The organism is Desulfatiferula olefinivorans, from assembly GCF_054657895.1.
The window spans coordinates 153590-176807 of sequence record NZ_BAAHXV010000004.1 but is presented as its reverse complement, the minus strand read 5'-3'; the positions used below and the strand labels follow the sequence as shown (position 1 = coordinate 176807).

Annotated in this window: 25 protein-coding genes; 4 read left to right on the top strand and 21 right to left on the bottom strand. The window is 56.9% G+C overall.

Going from position 1 to position 23218, the window contains the following annotated elements; translation table 11 throughout:
* Positions 1 to 22 precede the first annotated feature (22 nt).
* A complete protein-coding gene (gene dnaA / locus ACYQ11_RS05060; protein ID WP_459922664.1) occupies positions 23 to 1396 on the bottom strand; it encodes a chromosomal replication initiator protein DnaA in 1374 nt (457 codons plus the stop codon).
* A 598-nt stretch (positions 1397 to 1994) separates the two neighbouring features.
* Between dnaA and pdxA the strand changes: the two genes are divergently transcribed.
* Both pdxA and uvrA read left to right on the top strand, forming a co-directional pair.
* Positions 1995 to 3005 (top strand): 4-hydroxythreonine-4-phosphate dehydrogenase PdxA, encoded by a 1011-nt coding sequence (pdxA, locus tag ACYQ11_RS05055; protein ID WP_459922663.1) that lies wholly within the window; start codon positions 1995 to 1997, stop codon positions 3003 to 3005.
* Positions 3002 to 5839: an excinuclease ABC subunit UvrA gene (gene uvrA, locus ACYQ11_RS05050; protein WP_459922662.1), complete on the top strand. Its 2838-nt coding sequence runs from the start codon at positions 3002 to 3004 to the stop codon at positions 5837 to 5839. The genes pdxA and uvrA overlap by 4 nt, the downstream gene beginning before the upstream one ends.
* Before the next feature lie 28 nt (positions 5840 to 5867).
* Here uvrA and ACYQ11_RS05045 read toward each other — a convergent pair whose 3' ends face one another.
* From ACYQ11_RS05045 to ACYQ11_RS04965, 17 genes are all read right to left on the bottom strand, one after another.
* Positions 5868 to 6614, bottom strand: coding sequence for an FHA domain-containing protein (locus tag ACYQ11_RS05045; RefSeq protein WP_459922661.1), 747 nt, complete (start codon positions 6612 to 6614; stop codon positions 5868 to 5870).
* 264 nt (positions 6615 to 6878) lie between these two features.
* Complete coding sequence (atpE, locus tag ACYQ11_RS05040) at positions 6879 to 7157, bottom strand: ATP synthase F0 subunit C (protein WP_459922660.1); 279 nt, start codon at positions 7155 to 7157, stop codon at positions 6879 to 6881.
* Between the two features lie 112 nt (positions 7158 to 7269).
* Positions 7270 to 7962: a F0F1 ATP synthase subunit A gene (atpB, locus tag ACYQ11_RS05035; protein WP_459922659.1), complete on the bottom strand. Its 693-nt coding sequence runs from the start codon at positions 7960 to 7962 to the stop codon at positions 7270 to 7272.
* 2 nt (positions 7963 to 7964) lie between these two features.
* On the bottom strand, positions 7965 to 8354 hold the full coding sequence (locus ACYQ11_RS05030) for an ATP synthase subunit I (protein ID WP_459922658.1): 390 nt from the start codon (positions 8352 to 8354) through the stop codon (positions 7965 to 7967).
* Positions 8355 to 8366: 12 nt separating this feature from the next.
* Positions 8367 to 8585, bottom strand: coding sequence for an AtpZ/AtpI family protein (locus ACYQ11_RS05025; RefSeq protein ID WP_459922657.1), 219 nt, complete (start codon positions 8583 to 8585; stop codon positions 8367 to 8369).
* Positions 8586 to 8726: 141 nt separating this feature from the next.
* Positions 8727 to 9785, bottom strand: a complete 1059-nt coding sequence (gene selD / locus ACYQ11_RS05020; protein WP_459922656.1) for a selenide, water dikinase SelD — start codon at positions 9783 to 9785, stop codon at positions 8727 to 8729.
* Positions 9778 to 10587, bottom strand: coding sequence for a dihydroorotate dehydrogenase electron transfer subunit (locus tag ACYQ11_RS05015; protein WP_459922655.1), 810 nt, complete (start codon positions 10585 to 10587; stop codon positions 9778 to 9780). The genes selD and ACYQ11_RS05015 overlap by 8 nt, the downstream gene beginning before the upstream one ends.
* A gap of 28 nt (positions 10588 to 10615) precedes the next feature.
* The gene (gene pgeF / locus ACYQ11_RS05010) at positions 10616 to 11377 is read right to left on the bottom strand and encodes a peptidoglycan editing factor PgeF (protein WP_459922654.1); all 762 of its coding nucleotides are present in this window, start codon (positions 11375 to 11377) and stop codon (positions 10616 to 10618) included.
* Positions 11370 to 12167: a carbon-nitrogen family hydrolase gene (locus tag ACYQ11_RS05005; RefSeq protein ID WP_459922653.1), complete on the bottom strand. Its 798-nt coding sequence runs from the start codon at positions 12165 to 12167 to the stop codon at positions 11370 to 11372. Before ACYQ11_RS05005 ends, pgeF begins: the two co-directional genes overlap by 8 nt.
* A 12-nt stretch (positions 12168 to 12179) precedes the next feature.
* Positions 12180 to 12983, bottom strand: coding sequence for a ComFC family protein (locus tag ACYQ11_RS05000; protein WP_459922652.1), 804 nt, complete (start codon positions 12981 to 12983; stop codon positions 12180 to 12182).
* An 83-nt stretch (positions 12984 to 13066) separates the two neighbouring features.
* Positions 13067 to 14296, bottom strand: coding sequence for an isocitrate dehydrogenase (NADP(+)) (icd, locus tag ACYQ11_RS04995; RefSeq protein ID WP_459922651.1), 1230 nt, complete (start codon positions 14294 to 14296; stop codon positions 13067 to 13069).
* A 60-nt stretch (positions 14297 to 14356) separates the two neighbouring features.
* Complete coding sequence (gene rlmB, locus ACYQ11_RS04990) at positions 14357 to 15139, bottom strand: 23S rRNA (guanosine(2251)-2'-O)-methyltransferase RlmB (RefSeq protein WP_459922650.1); 783 nt, start codon at positions 15137 to 15139, stop codon at positions 14357 to 14359.
* 14 nt (positions 15140 to 15153) lie between these two features.
* Positions 15154 to 15735 (bottom strand): guanylate kinase, encoded by a 582-nt coding sequence (gene gmk / locus ACYQ11_RS04985; RefSeq protein WP_459922649.1) that lies wholly within the window; start codon positions 15733 to 15735, stop codon positions 15154 to 15156.
* Positions 15732 to 16034, bottom strand: coding sequence for a DUF370 domain-containing protein (locus tag ACYQ11_RS04980; protein ID WP_459922648.1), 303 nt, complete (start codon positions 16032 to 16034; stop codon positions 15732 to 15734). Before ACYQ11_RS04980 ends, gmk begins: the two co-directional genes overlap by 4 nt.
* A gap of 118 nt (positions 16035 to 16152) precedes the next feature.
* Positions 16153 to 17034: a YicC/YloC family endoribonuclease gene (locus tag ACYQ11_RS04975; protein ID WP_459922647.1), complete on the bottom strand. Its 882-nt coding sequence runs from the start codon at positions 17032 to 17034 to the stop codon at positions 16153 to 16155.
* Positions 17031 to 17570, bottom strand: coding sequence for a DUF4416 family protein (locus ACYQ11_RS04970; protein ID WP_459922646.1), 540 nt, complete (start codon positions 17568 to 17570; stop codon positions 17031 to 17033). Before ACYQ11_RS04970 ends, ACYQ11_RS04975 begins: the two co-directional genes overlap by 4 nt.
* An 11-nt stretch (positions 17571 to 17581) precedes the next feature.
* Positions 17582 to 17755, bottom strand: a complete 174-nt coding sequence (locus ACYQ11_RS04965) for a Trm112 family protein (RefSeq protein ID WP_459922645.1) — start codon at positions 17753 to 17755, stop codon at positions 17582 to 17584.
* 225 nt (positions 17756 to 17980) lie between these two features.
* Here ACYQ11_RS04965 and ACYQ11_RS04960 point away from each other — a divergent pair, with 225 nt between their 5' ends.
* Both ACYQ11_RS04960 and kdsB read left to right on the top strand, forming a co-directional pair.
* Positions 17981 to 19258 (top strand): 3-deoxy-D-manno-octulosonic acid transferase, encoded by a 1278-nt coding sequence (locus tag ACYQ11_RS04960; protein WP_459922644.1) that lies wholly within the window; start codon positions 17981 to 17983, stop codon positions 19256 to 19258.
* A gap of 5 nt (positions 19259 to 19263) precedes the next feature.
* On the top strand, positions 19264 to 20004 hold the full coding sequence (gene kdsB, locus ACYQ11_RS04955) for a 3-deoxy-manno-octulosonate cytidylyltransferase (protein WP_459922643.1): 741 nt from the start codon (positions 19264 to 19266) through the stop codon (positions 20002 to 20004).
* 16 nt (positions 20005 to 20020) lie between these two features.
* On the opposite strand, the gene ACYQ11_RS04950 is transcribed toward kdsB, so the two are convergent.
* Genes ACYQ11_RS04950 through ACYQ11_RS04940 form a run of 3 tightly spaced genes read right to left on the bottom strand, consistent with a single transcriptional unit; the run spans position 20021 to position 23119 of the window.
* A complete protein-coding gene (locus tag ACYQ11_RS04950; protein ID WP_459922642.1) occupies positions 20021 to 21121 on the bottom strand; it encodes a glycosyltransferase family 4 protein in 1101 nt (366 codons plus the stop codon).
* A gap of 47 nt (positions 21122 to 21168) precedes the next feature.
* On the bottom strand, positions 21169 to 22281 hold the full coding sequence (locus ACYQ11_RS04945; RefSeq protein ID WP_459922641.1) for a glycosyltransferase: 1113 nt from the start codon (positions 22279 to 22281) through the stop codon (positions 21169 to 21171).
* On the bottom strand, positions 22271 to 23119 hold the full coding sequence (locus ACYQ11_RS04940; RefSeq protein WP_459922640.1) for an O-antigen ligase family protein: 849 nt from the start codon (positions 23117 to 23119) through the stop codon (positions 22271 to 22273). Before ACYQ11_RS04940 ends, ACYQ11_RS04945 begins: the two co-directional genes overlap by 11 nt.
* Between the last annotated feature and the right edge of the window lie 99 nt (positions 23120 to 23218).

The following is a 23218-nucleotide window of genomic DNA, read 5'->3' as shown; positions in this document are numbered from 1 at the left end:
TTCAATCCATGGACATAGTTTACTATTTTATCATTCCGGCTTCCAGCTTTTTTGCGATGTATTCGATATGTTTTTTAACGGCCGTTTCCTCTTTCATACTCTTTTCAATGCATCCCACCGCATGCATGGCGGTGGCATGATACCGGTTGAAGCTTCGTCCGATGGCCTGGAGGGTCTGGTCCGTGTATCGCCGGGCCAGGTACATGGCCACCTGCCTGGGCCGGACCACGGCCTGTCGTCGGGACTTGGACACCATTTCATTGACCGAAATGCCGTATTCCCGGGACACCGTATTCTTGATCAGATCAATGGTGATCGCTTTTTTGCGGGCCGCAATATTTCTGACCACGCTCTCCGCCAGTTCATAATCGATGGGGACCCCAAGAAGGGATGATTTGGTGATCACCCCCACCAGACCGCTTTCCAGCTGACGAATGTCCTCGGTCAATTCGCCGGCCAGGTATTCGAGAATGTGATCGGGCACCTGGCAGGCGGCCCGTTTGGCCTTGCGCTTGAGAATCTTGAGGCGGGTAGAAAAATCCGGTGCGTCGATATTGGAGATCAGGCTGGATGCGAACCGGGATTTGAGCTGATCGTTCATCTTGGGAATATCCGAGGGGAGATGACAGCTGCTGAACATGATTTTCTTGCCCGATTCGGACAGGTGATCCAGGGTCATGGCCAGTTCGACCTGGGTGTGTTCCTTACCGGTCAGAAAATGAATATCTTCGAGCAGAAGGACATCACAGTGATTGCGGTATTTTTCCTTGAACTGCTCGGCGGTTTTGTTTCGGATGGACCCGATCATCTCGTTGGTGAAATCCTCCGCCGTGATATAATAGACGCGCTGGGCGGGCTTTTTCCGAATGATGTAATGACCGATGGCCTGGGACAGATGGCTTTTTCCCATGCCCGTTCCGGACATCAGAAACAGGGAATTGCCGGCGGCCTGATCGGACATGGCCAGGGAAAGGGCCGCCGAATAGGCAAAATCGTTGTTCCGTCCCACGACGAATTCGTCAAAGGTATAATTTTCACGAAGCATCCGGCCGCTGTGCATCACCGGCTGGCCGACGCTGGGCAGAAGCATCTGACGGGGCCGGGGCTTGACCGACAGGACCTCGGAATGCTTTTCCGCTGTCTCAGAGCCCGAAGGACCGGCACTGACTTCGATGATCAGGCGGCTGTCACTGCCGGTCAACCGCCTCAGGGCATCTTCAATGAGAGTGCTGTATTGGTTTTCAACCCTTTTTTTTGAAAAATAACTGGGGCAACCCAGAATAAAGGTCGACTCTTCACCCCGGATAAACTGAATGGGTTCAATCCACATCCTGAAGCTGTGGCCTGGAATCTGCTCTTTGATCGATGTTTTCACTTCAGCCCAGACAGATTTCATAACGATACACCTTCATCCAAAAAAAAGACGACACACATCATCAATAAAATAATAATGATATTATTCTTTAATATGTCGAAACTCTGAGGTTTATTCAGGATTTCAGGGCCTGAAAATAAATGGCTATTGTGCCCTGAACAATGTGAGAATCGTTTTAGGACAAAGCTATTTTTCAGTCAAGCCGGAAGATCTGAATTTTTTGCGCGCCCCGAGAGGAACATTAATCAAAGCGCAACATATTGTTTTTAAAAAATATTTTTAAATTCACACGTTCAACCTTTTCGAAATACAACCTATTTTCACGCATGAATTATCACAAGTGTTTTTAAGGAGATTCACGGGATTGCCTGGGATGTTCCCTGTAATGATAAACTCGAAAATTCTTTGATTTTCTTTAATTACCTTCTATTTTCTAAATCCACGACCGGCATTTCGACCCGTTCATGCCCCCCCTACTCCGCCCCGGCTTCGGGGGTTGTCAACCCCTTTTTTCCAAAATTTCTCTTTTCAGGACGGCTGTTTTAAACCCTTGCCTGCGGTGATCCGATCATTTATAACTCCTCAGAAACAACCCAATCACAAACGCAAGGACGTGACCATGAAAGATCCTCTTCCGATCATCGGTATCACCATGGGTGATCCCGTTGGAATCGGCCCTGAAATCCTGCTCAAAGCCCTGGCCCGGCAAGATGTCCGGGCCTGCTGTCGCCCCCTGGTCCTTGGGGATCTCCGGATCCTTGAGGCCGCTGAGGCCCTTTTGGGCACCGGCCTGACCATTCTACCGGTCTTGCGGGTAAACGAGGCCCGGTTCCTGCCGGGAACCGTGGAGGTGCTGCCCCTTTCGGATCTTGACCCCTCGACGCTGGCACCGGGAAAACCCACCGGGGAAAGCGGCAGGGCCATGGTCCGGTACATCGAAGAAGCCGCCGACCTGGCCTATGCGGGAGACATCGCGGCCATGGTCACCTGCCCCATCCACAAGGTATCGATGAAACAATCGGGATCGGCCTTTCACGGCCACACCGAACTGATCGCCGCCCGGACCGGCTCACGGGATTTTGTCATGATGATGGCCGGATCGCGCCTTTCGGTCGTGCTGGTCACCATCCACACGGCCCTGGCCGACGTCCCTGCCGCCCTGAGCCCCGACACGATTCTTTCAACCATCCGGGTCACCGGTCAGGCGCTGAAAAACCGTTTCGGCATCGATCACCCCCGCATCGCCGTGGCCGCACTCAATCCCCATGCCGGGGAGGACGGCCTGTTCGGCTCCGAAGAACAGGACGTGATCGCTCCGGCCGTTTCCATGGCCCGGGCCGAGGGCTTCGATGTCACCGATCCCCTGCCGCCGGACACACTGTTTTATCATGCCGTTGACGGGCGTTACGATGTGGTGGTCTGCATGTACCACGACCAGGGCCTGATTCCCTTTAAAATGATTCACTTCAAAGACGGGGTCAACACCACCCTGGGCCTGCCCATCATCCGGACCTCCGTGGATCACGGCACGGCCTACGACATCGCCGGAACCGGACAGGCGGATCCCGGCAGTCTGGTTGCAGCCGTCAAACTGTCGGTCCGTCAGGCCCTCAACCGGAAAGACACATGACAACCAGCGACACCATTGTGATCCGTGGCGCACGGCAGCACAATCTCAAAAACATCGATCTAAGCTTCCCCCGGAACAGGCTGGTGGTCATCACCGGCCTGTCGGGATCGGGTAAATCCTCGCTGGCCTTTGACACCCTGTACGCCGAAGGCCGGAGACGATATGTCGAATCGTTGTCCACCTATGCCCGCCAGTTTCTGGGACGCATGGAAAAACCCGATGTGGACACCATTGACGGCCTTTCGCCGGCCATCGCCATCGAGCAGAAGTCCGTCAGCCACAACCCCCGATCCACGGTGGGGACCGTTACCGAAATCCACGATTATCTTCGTCTTCTTTATGCCCGCATCGGCATCCCCCACTGTCATCTGTGCGGCCGGGAAATTTTGTCCCAATCGCTGGATCAGATCATTGATCAGGTCATGGGACTGCCGGAAGGCACCCGCCTGCTCATTCTTTCTCCGATCACGGACTCGGATGACCAGCCCCCTGAAAAACGGTTCCGGGCGCTCAAAAAAAACGGGTTCACCCGTCTGCGCCACCGTGAGAAAATCATCGACATCGACGAGATCGGCGATCCGGCCTCCCTCGTTGGTGATTCTGTGGACGTTGTCATCGACCGGCTGGTGGCCAAACCGACCATCCGGAACCGCCTTGCCGACTCCCTGGAACTGGCCCTGGCCCAATCCCGGGGCCGGGCCGTCGTCCTGATTCTGTCCGATGATCCCGCCCGGAAGGATCAGGAATGGTTCTTTTCCGAACAGGCGGCCTGCGTCGACTGCAACGTAAGCTATCCGGACCTCAGTCCCGCCAATTTTTCGTTCAACTCACACCAGGGCGCCTGCCCGGCCTGTGAAGGCCTTGGAACCACCACGGACTTCGATCCGGACCTGATCGTTCCCAACCCGGAATTATCGCTGCGCGAGGGTGCCGTCGCCCCCTGGGCCAATCGGGAATCCATGCAGTTTTTTGAATTTCTCGACGCCCTGACCCGTTATTACGGCGTGGACATGAACACCCCGTACAAAGCGTTGCCCGACAGCTTCAAAACCGTCATCATGTATGGTTCCGGCGGTGAGGAGGTCCCCTTCTATTTTGACCGGGACGGAAAGAAAATCACCTATAAAAAGGTATACGAAGGGATCATCCCCGGTTTGAGGGACCGTCTCGGCGACGGGGCCGCATCCCGTGCCCGGGAGGACGTCCGCCGGTACATCAGCTTCAGGCCCTGCCCCCAGTGCCGGGGCACACGGCTGAATCCGGTCGGACGGTCAGTGAAGGTCGGTGGCCTCAACCTCCCGGAGTTTTCAGCCCTGCCCATCGACCAGGCCTACGAATTCATAGGCGGGCTGGCCCTTTCGGACAAGCATCGAGCCATTGCCGAAAGCATCGTCGCTGAAATCCGGAACCGCCTGGGTTTTCTCACGAACGTCGGGTTGAAATACCTGACCCTGAGCCGTCCGGCGGAAACCCTGTCCGGCGGGGAAAACCAGCGCATCCGCCTTGCCACCCAGATCGGTTCCAGGTTGACCGGAGTCCTTTACGTGCTTGACGAACCGAGCATCGGCCTCCATCAGCGGGACAATCTGAGGCTGATTGCCACCCTCAAACAGATCCGGGACCTGAGCAACACGGTGCTGGTGGTCGAACACGACGAGGAAACGATTCTGGCCGCCGATCATGTGATCGACATGGGCCCCGGAGCGGGCATTCATGGGGGAGAGGTGATGTTCTCGGGCAGGCCCCGAGAGATGCTGGCCGACGAAAGGTCCTTGACCGGTCAGTACCTGTCAGGCCGAAAAAAGATTCATATTCCCGATAAACGACGCCCAAAGGCCGGGGGGGCCATCACCATCCACGGCGCCCGGGAAAACAACCTGAAATGCATCGATGCCGCCTTTCCAACCGGATGCCTGACCTGCGTGACCGGTGTCTCCGGATCGGGCAAATCCAGCCTGGTCCTGTTGACCCTCTACCGGGTCCTGGCCCAGCATCTTCACCAGGCCCGAATCGTGGCCGGCAGCCATGACCGGATTACCGGCATCGAGGCCGTCGATAAAGTCATCGACATCGACCAGTCACCCATCGGGAAAACCCCCCGTTCCAATCCCGCCACCTATACCGGCATCTTCAACGTGATCCGGGACCTGTTTTCAAAAACCCAGGACGCCCGGGCCAGGGGATACAAAGCGGGCCGGTTCAGTTTCAATGCCAAAGGAGGACGCTGCGAGGCCTGCACCGGCGACGGCATCATCAAAATCGAAATGCATTTTCTGCCCGACGTTTACGTGCCCTGCGATGTCTGTCACGGCAAACGGTTCAACCGGGAAACCCTGGAGATCCGGTACAAAGGAAAAACCATCGCCGACATTCTGGACATGACGGTCAACCAGGCCCTGGCCTTTTTCACCGGTATCGGCGCCATTCGTGAAAAGCTGGAAACCCTCAAGGACGTGGGGATGGGCTACATCCATCTGGGCCAGCCCGCCACCACCCTCTCCGGCGGTGAGGCCCAGCGCATCAAGCTGGCCAGGGAACTGGGGAAAAAAGATACGGGAAAAACGGTGTATATTTTAGACGAACCGACCACAGGCCTGCACACCGAAGACATCAGCAAACTGCTTTCGGTGCTCAACCGCCTGGTCGATGCGGGCAATACGGTCATCGTCATCGAACACAATCTGGACGTGATCAAATGCGCCGATCACATCATCGACATCGGCCCCGAGGGCGGCGATGCGGGCGGATACATCGTGGCCGCAGGAACCCCCGAGGACATCATCCGATGCCCGGAGTCCCACACCGGTCAATTTCTCAGGCACATGTTCGGGTAATATATAATAAGGTAAACAGACGGCGGAATCAGGTCGTTTTTTTCGGCTTGGACAGAAATTTCATTTTCAGTTTGCCCACGGACAGGATGTCGCCGTGTTCGAGTTTCTGGGCGGTCTTGATTTTTTTCCCGTTGACCCGGGTCCGGGCCAGACCGTTCATGTGGGCCACATAATACCCGTCATTACGTTTGGTCACCGTGGCGGCCCGTTTTCCGATAAACAGACCCTTGACCACGATATCGTTGGCCGGTTCCTTCCCGATCCTCGTGAATTTCTGGCGCAACACCACCTTCCCCGTCCCGCCTTTCACGTAAAGAAGCACGGGAATGGGGGCCTTGCGTTTGACGGTCCCGGCGGATGCGGCCCCGGTCAGGATATTGGAAATCATGTCCCGGTGTTTGCTGGTATCGAGCACCATGGTTTCATCGAGACCGGCTGCCGCAGGGGCAATGGCCGGGGTGATATTCGACACCCTTTTGCCCCCTTCGGCTTCCGAATAAATCATCTTGTGTTTGCCGACAACGATTTCATCGCCTTCGTTCAACTGACACCTTATGGTTGTCTTGCCGTTGACAAAGGTTCCGTTCTTGCTTTCGAGGTCGGTCAGGAAAACCCCGTCGCGGGTGGTTTCAATGCGGGCGTGGACACCCGAGACCGCCAGATTGTTGATGACGATATGGTTCGTTTCCTTACGTCCGATGGTCAGGGGACTGCCATATTCAATGGCGTACTGATCAATGAGTTTATTCCCGTACATCAACCGCAGATAAGGCATGGATGTCGTCTCCTCAATAACGGACGGTTAGAAACCGGGGCACCGTCAACCCGGCATCGCATCGTGAAATTCGAACACTGTTTTACTCGGCTACTATAGACATCTCGGCCTCAGGGGTCAAGCCTCTTTTCAGGCCGAAGCAATCGCATGTCTGTCCTGCGAAACAGATAAACCGCATCCCATACACACGCGAAGCATCAAAAAAAAGGCCATGCCCGTAAAAGGCATGGCCCATGAAGAACCAATCAGTCAGACACGTAAAAATCAGTGACCGCCGAGAAGGCCTGCGATGGTGGCTGCCTGGGGATGAGCGTAGATCAGAATCAGGGCAACAACCAGAGCGTAGATACACAGAGATTCGATCATGGCGAGACCGATCAGCATGGTAACGGTGACCTTACCGGAAGACTCGGGGTTTCTTGCGATGCCTTCAACGGCGGCTTTGAGACCCATACCCTGGGCAAGACCGCAACCGAATGCTGCGATGGCGATGGCCAGTGCTGCTGCGAACGAGCTGACTACGAAAAACTGTAATGCATCCATCTTCTTTCTCCTTCATGAGTGTATATGAGTTATGTGTCCGGCTTCTTCCAATATCCCATAATCTTCGTAAGCCGCGGACCGTGAATCCGTTAAAGCGTCGTGCAACCGTCTTTTAATGTGCGTGTTCGATGGATCCTGAGAAATAAATGATCGACAGCAGGAAGAACACGAAGGCCTGGACGAAGGCCACGAAAATACCCAGAGCCATGATGGGCAGCGGTGCGAAATAGGCACCCGCCAGCATGAACAGAATCATCAGAACCAGTTCGTGTCCGGCCATGTTGCCGAAAAGACGGAAGGTCAGGGACAGAACGCGCGCCAGGTGCCCAATGATTTCGATGGGCATGATCAGGGGTGCCATCCACCAGACCGGCCCCATGAAATGTTTGACATAATGAGCCCCATGGTGCCGTACACCCAGATAGTGGGTAAAGATGAAGACCACCACGGCGCAGCCCAGGTTGGTGTTGATGCTGGCGGTGGGGGGAAAGAAACCGGGAATCAGTCCGGAGAGGTTGCTGACGAAGATAAAGATGAAAATCGTGGCGGCCAGGGGCAGGAACCAGCGGCCCTCTTCCCCGACGATGTCGACCATGAAGTCTTCAATGCCTGAAATCAGAACTTCGAACACGTTCTGGCCCTTGGACGGTACCAGGGTCACCTTTTTGGCGGCCAGGGCGCCCAGACCGATCAGAATCAGCATGATCAGCCAGGTGTAGGGGACCTGTTTGTAAAGATGGGCATAATGATAAAGGCTTCCATTGACATCAAATAAATCGACCAAGAACATAAATGGATGAGTCATCCCTAAACCGCCTCCCTGAAAAGATGTTTCGTTAATTCACACATGGTTGCCAGTGTGATACTCACGACCACCACCGAAAGCCCGAGCACAAGCCCCAGCGGATCAACAATATGCCTGGAAATCAGAACAAAAATCAAAAGACCGCTTATGGCAAAGCGGATATAGTACTTGGCCAGAATCACGTTGCGCGAGGACAGACGCCCCGGCGCCAGGGATGTCTTCAGTGTCCGGGCCAGCAGGTGAAAATTCACCGTCACGATCAATGCACCGGTGATCACCCCCAGGGCAAACCCCCGGTCCAGGTTGATCAGGGCCAGAAGCCCCCCCACCAGAAAAATGAACCAGTTGCTTTTGGTGACGAATCCAAGAATGCGTTGCTGGACGCCGGTCATACCCTTACCCCGTTACAGCGACCTGCTTTTCTTGAGGGCCAGAAGAATGTTTTTGAACCCGGCGGCAATGCCGAACCCAAGAAAAACCATCATCCAGAGAGGCGAGGTGCCAAACACACCATCCAGCCAGCGCCCGAAAAACAGGCCGATAAAGATCGACAGCGCCACCTGAAGTCCGAGACTGCTGTAATACGCGAGTTCTTTCATTGCGCGGACGGTCTCTCGTTTCATGGATACCTCGGACAGGGCACATCGATCATGATTGCAACATGATTATCAAGAAAAAGCACCTAACACAGGATGGTGATCAAGTCAACGCTTAATCACAAGATACAGGGCTTCCATCCATTTTATTTTACACCGTTTCCCACATCAGACGACGCGGACCAGGCCTTCGGGATGGTCGTTCTCGACGCATCCGACGACCACCGCCGGAACACCCCGGTCATGCATACGGGCAAGGCAGTCTGCGGCCTGGGCTTCGGGGAGGCACAGCAACAGTCCGCCCGAGGTCTGGGGATCGAACATCAGATCCGCCGTGACGGCATCGACCGTTTCGGCAATCCGGATGCGGTGTTCACAAAAACTCCGCGTTTTGTAGGCCCCCGCCGGAATCAGCCCCAACAGGGCGTATTCCCTGGCCTTATCGAGCATGGGAACGAGCGAGCCATGAATGAGGAAACTCTTTTTCCCTCCCCGGGCCATCTCCAGCACATGGCCCGCCAGACCGAAACCCGTGACATCGGTACAGGCTGACACATCGAAGGCCGCCATGATCTCCGCCGCCGTCCGGTTGAGTTCGGACGCGGTATCGACCAGCAGTTTCACGGCTCCATCGTCGGCGAACTTTCCCTTGATCGCCGTGGACAGAATGCCGGTGCCCAGGGGCTTGGTCAGAATCAGGGCATCACCGACACGGGCGCCGGCATTGGTCAGGACCCGGGAGGGATGAACCCGGCCCGTCACCGAAAGTCCGTACTTGAATTCCCGGTCATCCACACTGTGGCCGCCGACCAGAAGGGCTCCGGCCTCATGAATTTTTTCCAGCCCCCCTGCCAGGGTTTCCCGGAGCACCGATTCGGGAAACTCGTCCACGGAAAAGCAGACAATGTTCATGGCGGTTATGGGCACACCGCCCATGGCATAGACGTCGGAGAGCGAGTTGGCGGCGGCGATCCGCCCGAAATCATAGGGTGAATCGGTGATGGGCGTAAGAAAATCGAGGGTCTGAATCAGGGCGATCTCATCGGTAAGACGCACCACGCCCGCATCATCCGGCGTATCCAGCCCCACCAGAAGATCGGGATGCCCCTTGACATGCAGTCCGCAGACAATTCGCTCCAGGACCCCTGGATCCAGTTTCGCCGCTCAACCGGCAGCCCGGACCCGGGACGTCAGCTCATAGCTGATGGTGTTATCCTTCTCAGGCATGATCCTGCCATTTCAGATCCCGGGCGTCAAACACCGGGCCGTTTTTGCACACGTGCCGATAGGTGCCGTCGTCTTCCTTCGGGGCCACGGCACAGCCCATGCACGCACAGATGCCGCAGGCCATCAGGGTTTCCACGGACAGCTGACAGGCCACCTCTCTGGCCTGGGCCAATTCGGCCAGCGTCACAAGCATGGGATGAGGGCCGCAGGCGTAAATCACATCCGAGGTTTCCTTGTCCAGGGCCTCGACGACCAGGTCCGTCACCCGCCCAGACCGGCCCAGACTGCCGTCGTCGGTGGCGGTCATCACGGTCATGCCCAGGCCGATAAAATGATCGGCGCAGAGCACATCGTCACGGGATCGCCCGCCGACAAGCACCCGGCACCGGGCCGGATCCACACCCTGAGCGCAAAGCCGGGAAGCCAGAAACACCAAAGGCGCCACCCCGATGCCGCCGCCGACGATCATGATGTTTTTCGATCGCTCGGGAAGCCGGAAGCCCTGGCCCAGGGGCGCCACCATATCAAGATTCTGATCCTTCTCCATCCGGGCCATGCGTTCAGTCACGGGCCCCACCACCTTGTACAACAGTTCGAGCCCCACCCGCCTGCCGTCTTCCTCGATCACCTGATGGATGGAAAACGGACGCCGCAAAAGGGGGTCTTTGGTCTGATCGGTCCTCAGCATCACAAACTGGCCCGGCTGCGCATCCGCACAGGCCGTCCGGCTGGAAAGCCCCATGTGCATGTAACCGGGGGCCACCTCTTCGTTCCACAATACCTCTACATTTTCCTGAGCCATACGTCTTTCTTCTTCTTTCATTCCGTAATCATGAATGCGCCAGCCCGATGACATGGGCCAGACGTCCCGTCACCTTATCCCGTCTGTAGGAAAAAAACAAATCCTTGTTGCATTTGGTGCAAAGACCGATGACGGCGATGTGCTCCGGCATCAGCCCCTCGTTTTCGAGCTGGGTTTCACTGATGCGCCGGAAGTCCACATGGTCACGCTGATCCTTGAACGCCCAGAACGTTTCGGGCAGTTCGGTTTTGTAATTCACGAATTCGGCGCAGCAGGGACCCAGCGACGGTCCTATCCCTGCACGGAGATCGGCCGGGTTGCAACCGAAACGGCGGACCATGGCTGCAATGGTTTTGCCGATGATGTTGCCGACGCTGCCCCTCCATCCCGCATGGATATTGCCGACAACCTGCCGGACCGGATCATGAACCAGAACGGCCTGGCAGTCCGCCGTCTGGATGGTCAAAAGAATGCCGGGCTCATTGGTGATCACCGCATCGGCGGCCATCGGCTCCTCCGGGACGCTGTTTCCTGACAAGACCAGCACCTCCGTGCCGTGAACCTGCCGGAGGGTGATAAGCGTTCCGCCGCCCAGACATGCTGTGATCCGGCGGCGGTTTTCCGCAACGGCCCCGGCCTCGTCACCCACGTCCCCGCCGGCATTCAGCGAGGCAAACGGCCCCGTGCTGACACCCCCTTCCCGGGTGAAATGACCGTGAATGAGCCTCCTGTCCTCGGCAAGATGGGGATGGCGGTAGACGGTCATGGCCTGTTTCCTGATCTCAGTCACGATGCATCTCCCCGTAGGCGTGGGGCCGCCGGTCTTTAAGGCAGGGAATGGCCTCCCGGGCCCGGGTAAGGGCCTGGGGATCGAGCCTCGCCTCGATCAGGGTGTCCCGATCATCGGCCCGGGCAAGGGTTTCCCCCCAGGGCGAGATGATACAGGACCCACCGGCATAATCCAGATGGGGATCCGATCCGCAGCGGTTGGCGGCGATGACAAACACCTGATTTTCGATGGCCCGGGCCCGAAGCAGGACGTCCCAATGCCCGGACCGGACCCGGGGCCACTGGGCCGCGACCAGAAGGCAGTCGATTCCGGCAACGGTCAGCATCCGGGAAAGTTCGGGAAACCGCAGGTCGTAACAGGTGACAAGCCCCAGGCGGCCCATGGGCAGATCCGCCGTGACCGTCGCATCGCCGGCCGTGAAGTGAAGATGCTCGCTGCCCGGCCGGAACAGATGAATTTTCCTGTAGGCTGCGGCGATGCGACCGCAATCGTCAATCAGATAAAACGTGTTGGCCACCCGATCGCCCACGGCTTCGGGCAGAGACCCCGCGATGGCCATGTGACGGGATGCGGCCATCTGGCCGAGCCTGTCCAGAATAGCCGGGGTGTGTGCGGCATGGGCAGTAAGATTTTCAAGGTCAAAGCCGCAGGACCACATCTCGGGCAAAACAGCCAGATCCGTGCCCCGATCGGCCAGAATGGTCAGCCGGTCCATGGCCGTCGTCACATTATCGGAGACGCGTCCGAGCGCCACGTCCCATTGAACGACGCCTGCGGTAAAGGATTTCATGGCGGCACCCCCTTACACGGTTCGGGCCACGGTCAGGATATCGACCCGACGGACCCCGGTTTTCGTCAGCACCGAGGCGCATTCCTCGGCGGTCGCCCCGGTGGTGTAGACATCATCGATCAGAAGCACGTGCCTGCCCCGGACATCCAGATCTGCCGCGACGGCAAAGGCCCCCTTGATGTTCGATCGCCGGGTCTTCCGGTCGAGACCGGCCTGGGGCTCGGTCCAGCGCCTGCGGATCATGCCGTCTTTCACGATCACCGGCCCCGTGATCCCCGGCGCTTTTTTTTTGGGAAAGGGCCAGTTCCGGATCAGAAGGTAAGCCTGGTTGAATCCGCGCCTGCGAAACCGTTTTCGATGGAGAGGCACGGGAATGATCAAATCCGGGCCCCCGTCCGGATAGCAGCGGCGATACAGATCGAACAGCAGTCGGCCCAGAGGCCCGGCAGCCCCCAGCCGGCTCCGGTATTTGTACGCCTGGATGATCTTTTTCAACGACCGGTCATAGCTGCCCACCGCCCGGGCAAAGGTCAGGGCCCCCGGCCGGGTCAGGCAGCGCCCGCACAGATGATCGTCCGACACCCGCTCGGCAAACATCAGCCCGCACCGGGGACACAAGGGCGAGGCAATGGCCGTAAACTCGGACCGGCAGCGTTCGCACAGCACCAGAGCCGTTTCCCGGGCAAAATCACCCGCGCCCTCCCCCACCGGCCGCCGCACAAACATCTGCCCGCAGGCCAGACATTTCAGCGGGAACACCGCATCCCGAACCGACCGAAACACCCGGCGGGCCATGCCGTCAATGTGAAAAGACACGTTTGGCAACCTTTTCAAAAGGTTGGCCCCCGGCAGGGCCGCCGGAGGCAAAAACAAAAAGGCGGCCCGAAGGCCGCCTTTTTTTACATATTGGCCACCACCGCCCGGGCGAATTCCGAGCATTTCACCTCTTTGGCGCCCTGCATCTGCCGGGCCAGGTCGTAGGTGACGGTGCCCTTTTTGATGGTTGTCTGGATGGCGCTGACCACCTTGTCCGCCGCCTCTTTCCAGCCCATATATTCGAGCATCATGGCACCGGAAAGGATCAGGGAGGTGGGGTTGACCTTGTCCAGCCCCGCGTATTTGGGGGCTGTGCCGTGGGTGGCTTCGAAGACCGCGCAGGTATCGCCGATATTGGCGCCCGGCGCGATACCCAGCCCGCCGACCTGGGCCGCCAGGGCGTCGGACATGTAGTCCCCGTTCAGGTTGGGGCAGGCGATGACGCTGTACTCGTCCGGCCGGAGCAGCACCTGCTGGAACAGCATGTCGGAAATCCGGTCCTTGATCACCACCTTGCCCGCCGGCACCTTACCGTCGTAGGTATCCCAGAGTTCTTCCTCGGTGACGGTCTGATCAGCGAACAGCTCTTTGGCCACCTGGTAGCCCCAGGTCCTGAAGGCCCCTTCGGTGAATTTCATGATGTTGCCCTTGTGCATCAGGGTGACGCTCTCTGCCCCCGTATCGATGGCATGACGGATGGCGGCGGCCACCAGGCGCTTGGTGTTGGCCTCGCTCATGGGTTTGATACCGATACCCGGATGATCGGGCAGGTCCGCCCCGAGTTCGTTTTTCAGGAAAGCCGCCACCTTTTCCGCTTCGGGCGTTCCGGCTTCGTACTCGATGCCCGCGTACACGTCCTCGGTGTTCTCACGGAAAATCACCATATCGACCTTTTCAGGGTGCTTCATGGGACTGGGCACGGGGTCGATGTAACGCACCGGCCGCACACAGGCGTAAAGATCCAGTTTCTGACGGATGGACACGTTCAGGCTCCGGATGCCCTTGCCCACCGGCGTGGTCAGGGGCCCCTTGATGGACACCACGTAGTCTTCCATGGTTTTCAGGGCCTCGTCGGACAGCCACTGCCCGGTTTTCTCAAAGCCCTTTTCACCGACCAGAAGTTCCAGCCACTTTATTTCCCGGGTATCGCCATAGGCTGCCGCAACCGCCCCGTCGAGCACCATCCGGGTCGCGAACCAGATATCCGGCCCGGTGCCGTCCCCTTCGATAAAGGGAATGATCGGGTCATGGGGTACGGTCAGCGAGCCGTCACTGTTCTTGACAATTTTATGTCCTTTCTGCATGGTCTTCATCCTTTCACCTTATGTTCCCGGCATGAACGCCGGAGAGGTTACCCGTTCCTGTTCGAATCGTCAGCGCCTCTGGCGGACGACTTCATACATCGCAAGGGCCCCGGCCACCGAGGCGTTCAGCGAGTTCACCGGCCCCTTTTGTGGAATCGAGACCAGATAATCACACTGTTTGCCGACCAGCTCCCGGACCCCGCGCCCCTCGCCGCCCACCACCAGAGCCGTGGGGCCACGGAAATCGGCTTCATATAATGCCATTTCACCGGATGAGTCAAGGCCGGTGACCCAGAAGCCCTCCTTCTTGAGATCCCGGATGGTGCCGGCCAGATTGGTCACCTGGATCAGACGCACATGCTCCAGCGCGCCGGCCGAGGCCTTGACCGCCGACGGAGTGGGCTGGGCGGCCCTGTCTTTGGGAAGAAAAACAGCATCCACCCCCGCGCCCAGGGCTGTCCGGGCCAGGGCCCCCAGGTTGTGGGGGTCCTCGATGCTGTCGAGCAGCAGGACAAAGGGCGGAGCCTGCGAATGAGTCCCGGCGGCCGAAAGATCCGTCATCTCCGAAAAAGGATAGACGCTGACCCGGGCCGCCACATTCTGATGGGCGTCATTTCCGGCCAGGCGGGCCAGAGAAGGGCCATCCAGGCGGGTCACCGGAACGGCCATGGCGAGGGCCGCCGCTTCCAGCTCGGCCATCCGCTCTGAGCTTTTATCTCCGGCCAGAAACAGTTCGTAGACGGTTCGTCGTCCGGCCCGGAACATCTCGGTCACCGGATTGATGCCGTAGAGTATCTCATGCCCCGCGGGCCGCTGGTTTTTCCGGCCGTGCCGGTCCCCGTGTTTTTTCATGGGTAAGGCCCCTTTCATCGGTCCCGATACGAGCGGATCAGAGCAAACAGCTCGTCCTTTGCCCTGTCCAGATCATCGTTGACGATCACGTGACGGTAAAGGTCCCTGTGACGGATTTCCTCCTCCGCGTTCGTGATCCGTGTTTCGATCACCTCGGGACTGTCGGTGGCCCGACGGTTCAACCGCTCGCGAAGGGCTTCCATGGACGGCGGCATGATGAAAATCGTCACGGCGTCGGGATACTGTTCCCGGATACTGGCCGCGCCCTTCACATCGATGTCCAGAAGAATATCCCGGCCCGATTCCAGACACTGCCTTACGAAGGCCGAGGAGGTACCGTAATAATTGCCGTGGACCCTGGCCCATTCGATCAGGGCATTGTCCCGGATCATGGTTTCGAAAACCTCGGTCGAGACAAAAAAATAATCCCTTCCGTCCACCTCCCCCGGCCTGGGGGAGCGGGTGGTGTGGGAGACCGAATAGCCGATGGTGTCAAAGGCATCGAGCAGCAGACGGCACAAGGTGGTCTTGCCCGTGCCCGAAGGTGCGGAAATCACGAAAAGATGGCCGGTTTCAGACGGATTGGTCTGCATCATTCCCCCTTGGCCTCTCCTTTGGTCTCGCCCTTGGATTCGCCTTTGCCCCCGCCGTCCCGCAGGGCCGCAAAACGCTGAGAGACGGTTTCGGACTGGATGGCCGACAACACAATATGGTTGCTGTCCAGCACAATGATCGACCGGGTGCGTCGGCCATGGGTGGCGTCCACCAGCCGTTTCTCGTCCTTGGCGTCGTCCTTGAGACGCTTCATCGGTGCTGAATTCGGTGAGACGATGGCCACCACACGGTCGGCGACCACGCTGCTTCCGAAACCGATGTTCAATAATGCCTGTTCCATGCCTTTCTCCTGGCCCGGCCTTAAAACCGGCGGGCTGACAGTGTTTATAGGGAAAACCGCGGTCGTACCGCGTCAGACGTCTCCCATGCGTCGTTCGTCAAGAGGCGGCCCCTGGCCGTTATTCGATGTTCTGAACCTGTTCTCTCAGGCGTTCCAGCTCCGATTTAACATCCACGATCAGATGGGCCACCTGAGCCTGCCCCACCTTGGATCCCATGGTGTTGAATTCCCGGTTGAATTCCTGAAGAAGAAAATTGAGTTTGCGTCCGGCGGCCTCTTCAGAATCCATGATGGCCCGAAACTGCATCACGTGGCTTGCGGCCCGGACCAGCTCTTCGGAAATATCGCTCCGATCCGCCAGAAGGGCGGCTTCCTGGGCGATGCGGCCCTGATCCACCTCGCTGATGCCCTCGCACAGGGCCTTGATTCTCTCGAGCAGACGTTTTTGATAGACGGCCACGAGATCCGACGCATCCCGGCGGATCGTGTCGATGGTCCCCTCGATAAATTCAAGCCGCGCACCAAAATCCTTTTTCAGGTAATCGCCTTCCGCGGTCCGCATGGCATCAAGGTCCGACAGGGCCTGATTCACGCATCGTTCGATCACAGCGGCCTGGTACTCCATGTCCACGGCCACGTCGGCGGCGGTGATCAGCCCCTGAACGCCGGTAATCTGGGCGAGGGCGATGTCGCCGGACAGCCCCAGATCGCCCTTCAGCGTGTCAAGGGCCCGGTAATAGGCCCGGGCCTTGGGCAGGTTCACCTCGTAGGCCACACTGTCGCCCGAGGCGTCGCCGACAAACAAGCGGAGTTCCACCCGGCCCCGGGAAAGCGTTCTGCCGATCCATTCCTTGATCTTGTCTTCCATACCCTGGTAGCCGTGGGGAACACGGATCACGCAATCCAGGTAACGGCTGTTGACGGTGCGGATTTCCACCGAAACGGTCAGGGCGCCTTCGGTCACTTCGGACTTGGCAAAGGCGGTCATGCTTTTAATCATCGCATTGGTTCCATTTTTTTGAGATTTTGAAGATACACATCCCGCACACGGTGGAGCCAGGTCCGCATGGCCTGACCCGCATAGTCCGGATAGGTCCAGGGCAGGGTTTCGAAGGCCCCGTTCCTGAAAAGAAGGGTCAAATCCGCGTAAATCCCCTGGCCAATGCTGATCCGGTGGGCGAAGTCCTTACCCGTGGCCAGCACGAACCGGGACAGCAGCAGATAACCCGGATCAAGATTCACCCGACGCCGTCCCTCCTGTGCGAACTCCGTTTCCAGGGCGTTGGTTTCACGCTTGATCGAGGCCAGATCATCCTGGTTGATCAGGGTGTCAAAAGACATCATGCGTCGAAACAGGGGTGACCCCATTTCCCGTTCGTAATAGTCCGTCTCATCGAACGGCATCCAGGCACTGACGGCGTCCGCTGTGCCGAACCGGTCCGACAGGCGCCGGGCCAGAAGGGGAAACAGCTCCCTGTCCCCGGTGTACAGACCGATGACCAGCTTGGCCGGATCCGGTGTCTTTGGGACACTCATAATACGATGCGCTATTCTTTCAAAGGTTTGGCTTCATCGATCAGCATGATGGGGATATCGTCGCGAATCTCGTAGACCAGCTTGCACCGCGTACAAACCAGACCGTCCCCCTCCTTGGTGAGGGTTACCGGCTGTTTGCATTTGGGGCAGGCCAGGATATCCAGAAGCTCCGGATTGATCGCCATAATTTGGTTTCCTTTTAAATATTAAATAGTTGTTTAGTAAAAAAACATGGCCTTCTATATCAGAGTCCGGCAGGCCATGCAATTTAAGATTTGCAATTGACACGGATTCCCGATTTTTTTAAGATCCCTCGGGCCTTGATCATTGGATGATCAAGAATATATATCGATCACACACGGACAGGAACGCCACCTGTCCTGACAGACATTGTCATGATAAAGGCAGGTATGCGGGAATCGATCGCCATGACCCTTTTGTTCTTCGTGTACCGCCTGGCCTGGACTCTCGCCCTGCCCTTCCTCAGGCGAAGGCCCCGACTGGCCGACGGCATCGACCAGCGGCTTCTGACCGGAAACGGCCACGGTCCCGCCGACATCTGGATCCAGTCCGCCTCGGCCGGAGAAGCCTATCTGACCGCCGACATCCTGGCCGCACTGGATGTTGCGATGCCCATCCGGATCCGGCTGACCACCGCCACCCGCCAGGGGTTTGATATCCTCAAACAGGCGCGGCAAGCCCTCAGAAAAATTCGCCCGGCACTTGACATCGACGTGTCGTTCACGCCCTTTGACCGGCCCGACATCATGGAAAACGCCGTGGACCAGATCCGGCCCCGGCTGATGGTGCTGGTGGAACTGGAAATGTGGCCCGGCATGCTGAAGGCCCTGAAAAACAAGGGGTGCCCCATCCTGATCGTCAATGGGCGACTGACCGATCGCAGCCTCAAACGGTACCTCCTGTTTCCCGGCCTCTGGCAGGCCCTGGCTCCCGACGAGGTCTGCGCCATGTCCGATGACGATGCCCGGCGGTTCGAAAGTCTGTTTCCTAACACACCGGTCCGGGTCGTTCCCAATATCAAGTTCGACCGGGTTGCGTCAGACAGCACCGTCACGGAGGTGAATCCTCTCGCAGGACTGTTTCCTGATGATCGCCCCCGGGTGGTGCTCGGGTCGATTCGCGAGGAGGAGGAAGAGGCCGTGGTCGACCTGATCCGGACCCTGATCCGGCAGGAACCGCAGGTGCTGGTTCTTTTGTTTCCCCGCCACATGCACCGGGTCGACGCCTGGACGCGCAGGCTGACGGCCCTTGACATCCGGTTTCGCCGTCGATCGGACCTCGATGGTAAAACCGATGCCGGCCAGGTGATCGTCTGGGACCGGTTCGGGGAATTGGCCTCGGCCTATGCCCTGGCCCAGGCCGCCTTTGTGGGCGGCAGCCTGGCGCCCCTGGGCGGGCAGAATTTTCTGGAAGTCTTGCAAAGCGGACTGGTTCCCGTGTGCGGTCCCCACTGGGAGAATTTTGCCTGGGTTGGCGAGGCCATCGTTGACAAGGGGCTTCTGATTCTGGAACCCACGGGAAAAAAGGCGGCTGAGCGGCTTCTGATTCAGATCCGGAACGCCGTTCCCCGGGACCGCATCCGACAGCGTGCCTCCGATTATCTTGACACCCGAAAGGGCGGAACCCGCCAGACCTGCGCGAGGATTCTGGCTCATTTCAAAGGATAACCCACATGAACCTGCCCCGTAATTGCTACGGCATTATCCCGGCCCGTTTTGCCTCCACCCGCTTTCCCGGAAAACCCCTGGCCGATATCCTGGGGCGGCCCATGATCTGGCACGTTTATCAGCGGGCCATGGAATCGGGCTGTTTTGACACGCTGGCGGTGGCCACCGACGACGCACGTATCGAGGCGGCAGCCCAGGCTCTTGGCCTCCCGGTCGTGATGACCCGGAGCGATCATCCCAGCGGCACCGACCGGGTTCTCGAGGCCGCCCGGCTGCTCGACGTGCCCGAGGATGCCGTGGTGGTCAACATCCAGGGCGACGAACCGGCCCTTGACCCCTCGATCCTCTCCGAGCTTCTCGCCCCCTTTGCCGATCCCACGGTCCGGGTCGTCACCCCCGCCGTCCGCATCAGCGCGAAAGAGGCCGCAAACCCGGACCAGGTCAAGGTGGTGTTTTCAAACACCATGACCGCCCTATATTTTTCACGATCCCCCATCCCCTATGACCGGGACGGACAAACGCCCGACTATTACGGTCACATCGGCCTGTACGCCTTTCGCATGGACGCCCTCACACAATTTGTGGGATTTAACAAAGGAACCCTGGAAGACATCGAAAAACTCGAGCAACTCCGCCTTCTGGAAAACAACATCCCCATCCGCATCATCCTTACCCCCCACCGCACCGTGGGCGTGGACCGACCGGAGGATCTGGAGAAGGTCATCCGTCTGCTGGGATCGGCATAGGTGTTCAGAAGTTTCGTCAGCGGGGTGATTCAAGATCTTTTTTTATGCGTTCGGTCATGTGTGACACGATCACATCGTACCGAAACGCCTCGTTCACCCGATCATATCCGGCTTGGCCCATGGCAACCGCTTTTTCCGGATTCCTGAACAACCATAAAATGCTGTCAGCCACTTCTTTTTCGGAAAACGGATCTTCGACCAAAAGGCCCGTTTGATGGTGGATCACGGCGTCTTCGATGCCGCCGGTCCGTGAACCGACCACCGGTTTTCCAAAGGCATTGGCTTCCAGGAAAACGATGCCAAACCCTTCGACGTCGGATTTTTTGGTCGACTCATAGGATACCATGATAAAAACATCACATGTTTTCAAACAGTCCTTGACACCCTCATAGGATGTGAACCCATGAAACGTCACACGGTCTGAGACATCGTATTCATCTACGATTTTTCGAAAATAGGCTTGGTCACCGGGGCCGACAACATCGTACATCACATCGGGAAAATCCTGTCTGATGCGGGGAAGTGCCTTGATAACCGTTTGAATGCCCTTACGGTGCGTCAGTCTTCCAACGGTAAGCAAACGTTTGGGGCCGGGGCTTGAAAACGGCGGCTTAGGGGTTAAACGTTCAAAACTCTGATCGACTCCGGGATTGGCCACGATAAGCGATTTGTCGTTTTTAAATTGCTCCGGAATGAGATCCATCACATACCGGCTGTTTGCAATAAAGCCTTCGGCGTGTCGAAGCATGTTCCCATAAGTAATCCGTTTGAAAAAAAATCGTTTCATCCGGTTAAGGATTCTGAGCAGATCATTCCCATGGAAGAAAATATAATAGGGCAGTCCTGTTTTTTTATGAAGATCAAAAGCGATATCACCATAGGGCCGGACATTACCGCATAAAACAACGTCGATCTTGTTTTCCCTGATGATCCGGAAGGCTTCGTTTCTGATTTTCTTTTTTGAAAAAAAAGAACCGCTTTGTTTTCCTGTGACAGGCACACGAACGACGCACTGGTTTTTCTGATCGCCCTCAAAGGGCCTGTCTGCCTGAACCGTCAGGACCGTCAGGGACCCGTTCGGGAACCCGCCTGCAATACCGGTGTAATAATGCGTCATCCCTCCGATATTATTGGGGTAGAAATCGTTCGTCATCAACAAGAATTTCATTGACGGAACCCTTCAAGCCTTTTGTACAACAGCAGATTCTTTTCAACCGTATGATCGATGGAAAAAGCTTCAACATCTTGCTTTGCCCTGCGACCGAATAACGCTCGCTTGTCCGGATCATTCAGCAGTGTTTCGATGGCCGCGGCCAATGCATCAGGATCACGCGGGGGCACCAGAATACCGTTAATCCCGTCGGCGACAACCTCGGGGATCCCTCCTGACCGGCAGGCCACCACAGGCAATCCCACGGCCTGGGCATCCAGGATGGACGTCCCAAGACCCTCTTCATAGGACGCAAGGACAAACACATCGAAGATATTCAAAAAATCCCCGACATTGTTTCGAAAGCCCGCAAAAATAAACCGGGACCCCAGTTTAAGGTCGTCTGCCAACCGGTGAATACTATTTTCTTCAGGTCCTGTCCCTAATGCGCAGAATGTCACATGATCATTGCGGTCGACAAGTCTTCTGGCGGCGTGAAGCAAATTCGGGTAATCTTTATGGTTCGAAAGGGCGGCAATCGTTCCGACCACACGGTGATCGTCGGGGATGCCCATTTCCTTTTTGATATTTCCGGAAAGCGGGGCAAATTGAAACTTTGTGATGTCAACTCCGCTATGAATCGTCACCAGCTTTTCTTCCGGGAGACCGTCTTCGAGAAGCACCTTTTTTATGCCCTCAGAAATACAGACAATGACATCAAGCAGTGCAGTTGAATATTTGAAGCGGCTCAAAAAATTCTTTTTAATATGAAAATCGACCCGCCTGACGGCAACCAGCCGAAGGCTTCGATTGAAGAGTTTGGCCCACAAGCCCAACGCCAAGGCATGGGAGGAATGGAGATGGAGAATCCGAAATCCCTTTTCACGACATAAAGCGGCAATTTTATACCCCGCAGTAATGTCAAATTCACCGTACATGGGTATGGCATGGCAGGGCAGGTTGTGTTTGTTGCAATAGGTTTCGAAGGAAGACCCTTTTTTGCAGACCATCGCCGTGTTCATGCCCACGGCATGCATACGCTCGAACAGATACGCCGCCTGCTGCTGCCCCCCCCTCCAGTTTTTTTCCGTATCGACGTGAAGAACAGAAAAATCGTTATCGCCCATCAGAGCCTCCCCCACAACGACAGGGAAATCCTTCCCGATAGCCCCAAACGCTTGAAATCAATGTCAGATAATAAATAATCCCGCCATAGCGATAGAATTCGCCATGGAAAAAAAAGATCACGGCGGCCCCGGCCGAGGTCACCAGACCCGCCATGCATTGAAGCCGTAGCTCCGTGTTTTTCAAGCCCGTTATCATGGCGTGATGAATATAAATCATACCGGCAAGAAAACTGATAAAAAACAGAATCCCCCCTTCTGCCGCCATCTGCATATAACTGTTATGAAAATTCCCTGGGTGTTTCAAAGCCCTGGCATTATCTTCCTGAAAGGCCGGATCCTGTTTTTCAAAAAAGTCGAGATAGTCCTGACCATCGTTTTTGGAACCGGTTCCTGAAAAAAAATGCCGGGTCACAAGATAAGGAACGGCACTGTTATACAGATCAAGCCTGATGGCGTTGCCTTTTTGGTTCTCATCCAGAATGGACTTGATCCGAATCATGACATAATCATTGGGTTCTGCTATCAGAAAACCCGCACATAACAACCCGGCAATAAGCACAAGAAACTTCCGGTTGAAGAACACGCCGTAGACCATCCAGCCGATAAAAAGACCCAGCATCGCACCGCGCTGACCGATAAACATCAGGGCCGATGTGGCCAGAACGAGCGTAGCAACCATCAAAAGGGTCAGATATTTTTTTTCTTTCAGTTCCGATCGGTTTGACTGAAACACAACAACCGTCACCAGCATGCTCAAGCAGGCAAGAAGGTCTGAGCTTCTGCCTATGATGTGCTTCCCCTTGAATGAGATATCCGAATGAATGATATAGCCATTCACAAAACCGTAGACCAGAGATAGACACCCCGAAAGAACGATGATGAAAAAAAGCCGGTTCAGATGTTTTCGTTCCGTGACAAACAATGAAAAGGGAACGAT

Bases quoted from the DNA above. Each gene is read 5' to 3' on its own strand.
- dnaA (WP_459922664.1), bottom strand. From the start codon at position 1,396: ATGAAATCTGTCTGGGCTGAAGTGAAAACATCGATCAAAGAGCAGATT.
- pdxA (WP_459922663.1), top strand. From the start codon at position 1,995: ATGAAAGATCCTCTTCCGATCATCGGTATCACCATGGGTGATCCCGTT.
- uvrA (WP_459922662.1), top strand. From the start codon at position 3,002: ATGACAACCAGCGACACCATTGTGATCCGTGGCGCACGGCAGCACAAT.
- ACYQ11_RS05045 (WP_459922661.1), bottom strand. From the start codon at position 6,614: ATGCCTTATCTGCGGTTGATGTACGGGAATAAACTCATTGATCAGTAC.
- atpE (WP_459922660.1), bottom strand. From the start codon at position 7,157: ATGGATGCATTACAGTTTTTCGTAGTCAGCTCGTTCGCAGCAGCACTG.
- atpB (WP_459922659.1), bottom strand. From the start codon at position 7,962: ATGACTCATCCATTTATGTTCTTGGTCGATTTATTTGATGTCAATGGA.
- ACYQ11_RS05030 (WP_459922658.1), bottom strand. From the start codon at position 8,354: ATGACCGGCGTCCAGCAACGCATTCTTGGATTCGTCACCAAAAGCAAC.
- ACYQ11_RS05025 (WP_459922657.1), bottom strand. From the start codon at position 8,585: ATGAAACGAGAGACCGTCCGCGCAATGAAAGAACTCGCGTATTACAGC.
- ACYQ11_RS05015 (WP_459922655.1), bottom strand. From the start codon at position 10,587: ATGGCTCAGGAAAATGTAGAGGTATTGTGGAACGAAGAGGTGGCCCCC.
- ACYQ11_RS05005 (WP_459922653.1), bottom strand. From the start codon at position 12,167: ATGAAATCCTTTACCGCAGGCGTCGTTCAATGGGACGTGGCGCTCGGA.
- icd (WP_459922651.1), bottom strand. From the start codon at position 14,296: ATGAAGACCATGCAGAAAGGACATAAAATTGTCAAGAACAGTGACGGC.
- rlmB (WP_459922650.1), bottom strand. From the start codon at position 15,139: ATGAAAAAACACGGGGACCGGCACGGCCGGAAAAACCAGCGGCCCGCG.
- gmk (WP_459922649.1), bottom strand. From the start codon at position 15,735: ATGATGCAGACCAATCCGTCTGAAACCGGCCATCTTTTCGTGATTTCC.
- ACYQ11_RS04980 (WP_459922648.1), bottom strand. From the start codon at position 16,034: ATGGAACAGGCATTATTGAACATCGGTTTCGGAAGCAGCGTGGTCGCC.
- ACYQ11_RS04975 (WP_459922647.1), bottom strand. From the start codon at position 17,034: ATGATTAAAAGCATGACCGCCTTTGCCAAGTCCGAAGTGACCGAAGGC.
- ACYQ11_RS04970 (WP_459922646.1), bottom strand. From the start codon at position 17,570: ATGAGTGTCCCAAAGACACCGGATCCGGCCAAGCTGGTCATCGGTCTG.
- ACYQ11_RS04965 (WP_459922645.1), bottom strand. From the start codon at position 17,755: ATGGCGATCAATCCGGAGCTTCTGGATATCCTGGCCTGCCCCAAATGC.
- ACYQ11_RS04960 (WP_459922644.1), top strand. From the start codon at position 17,981: ATGCGGGAATCGATCGCCATGACCCTTTTGTTCTTCGTGTACCGCCTG.
- kdsB (WP_459922643.1), top strand. From the start codon at position 19,264: ATGAACCTGCCCCGTAATTGCTACGGCATTATCCCGGCCCGTTTTGCC.
- ACYQ11_RS04950 (WP_459922642.1), bottom strand. From the start codon at position 21,121: ATGACGCATTATTACACCGGTATTGCAGGCGGGTTCCCGAACGGGTCC.
- ACYQ11_RS04945 (WP_459922641.1), bottom strand. From the start codon at position 22,281: ATGGGCGATAACGATTTTTCTGTTCTTCACGTCGATACGGAAAAAAAC.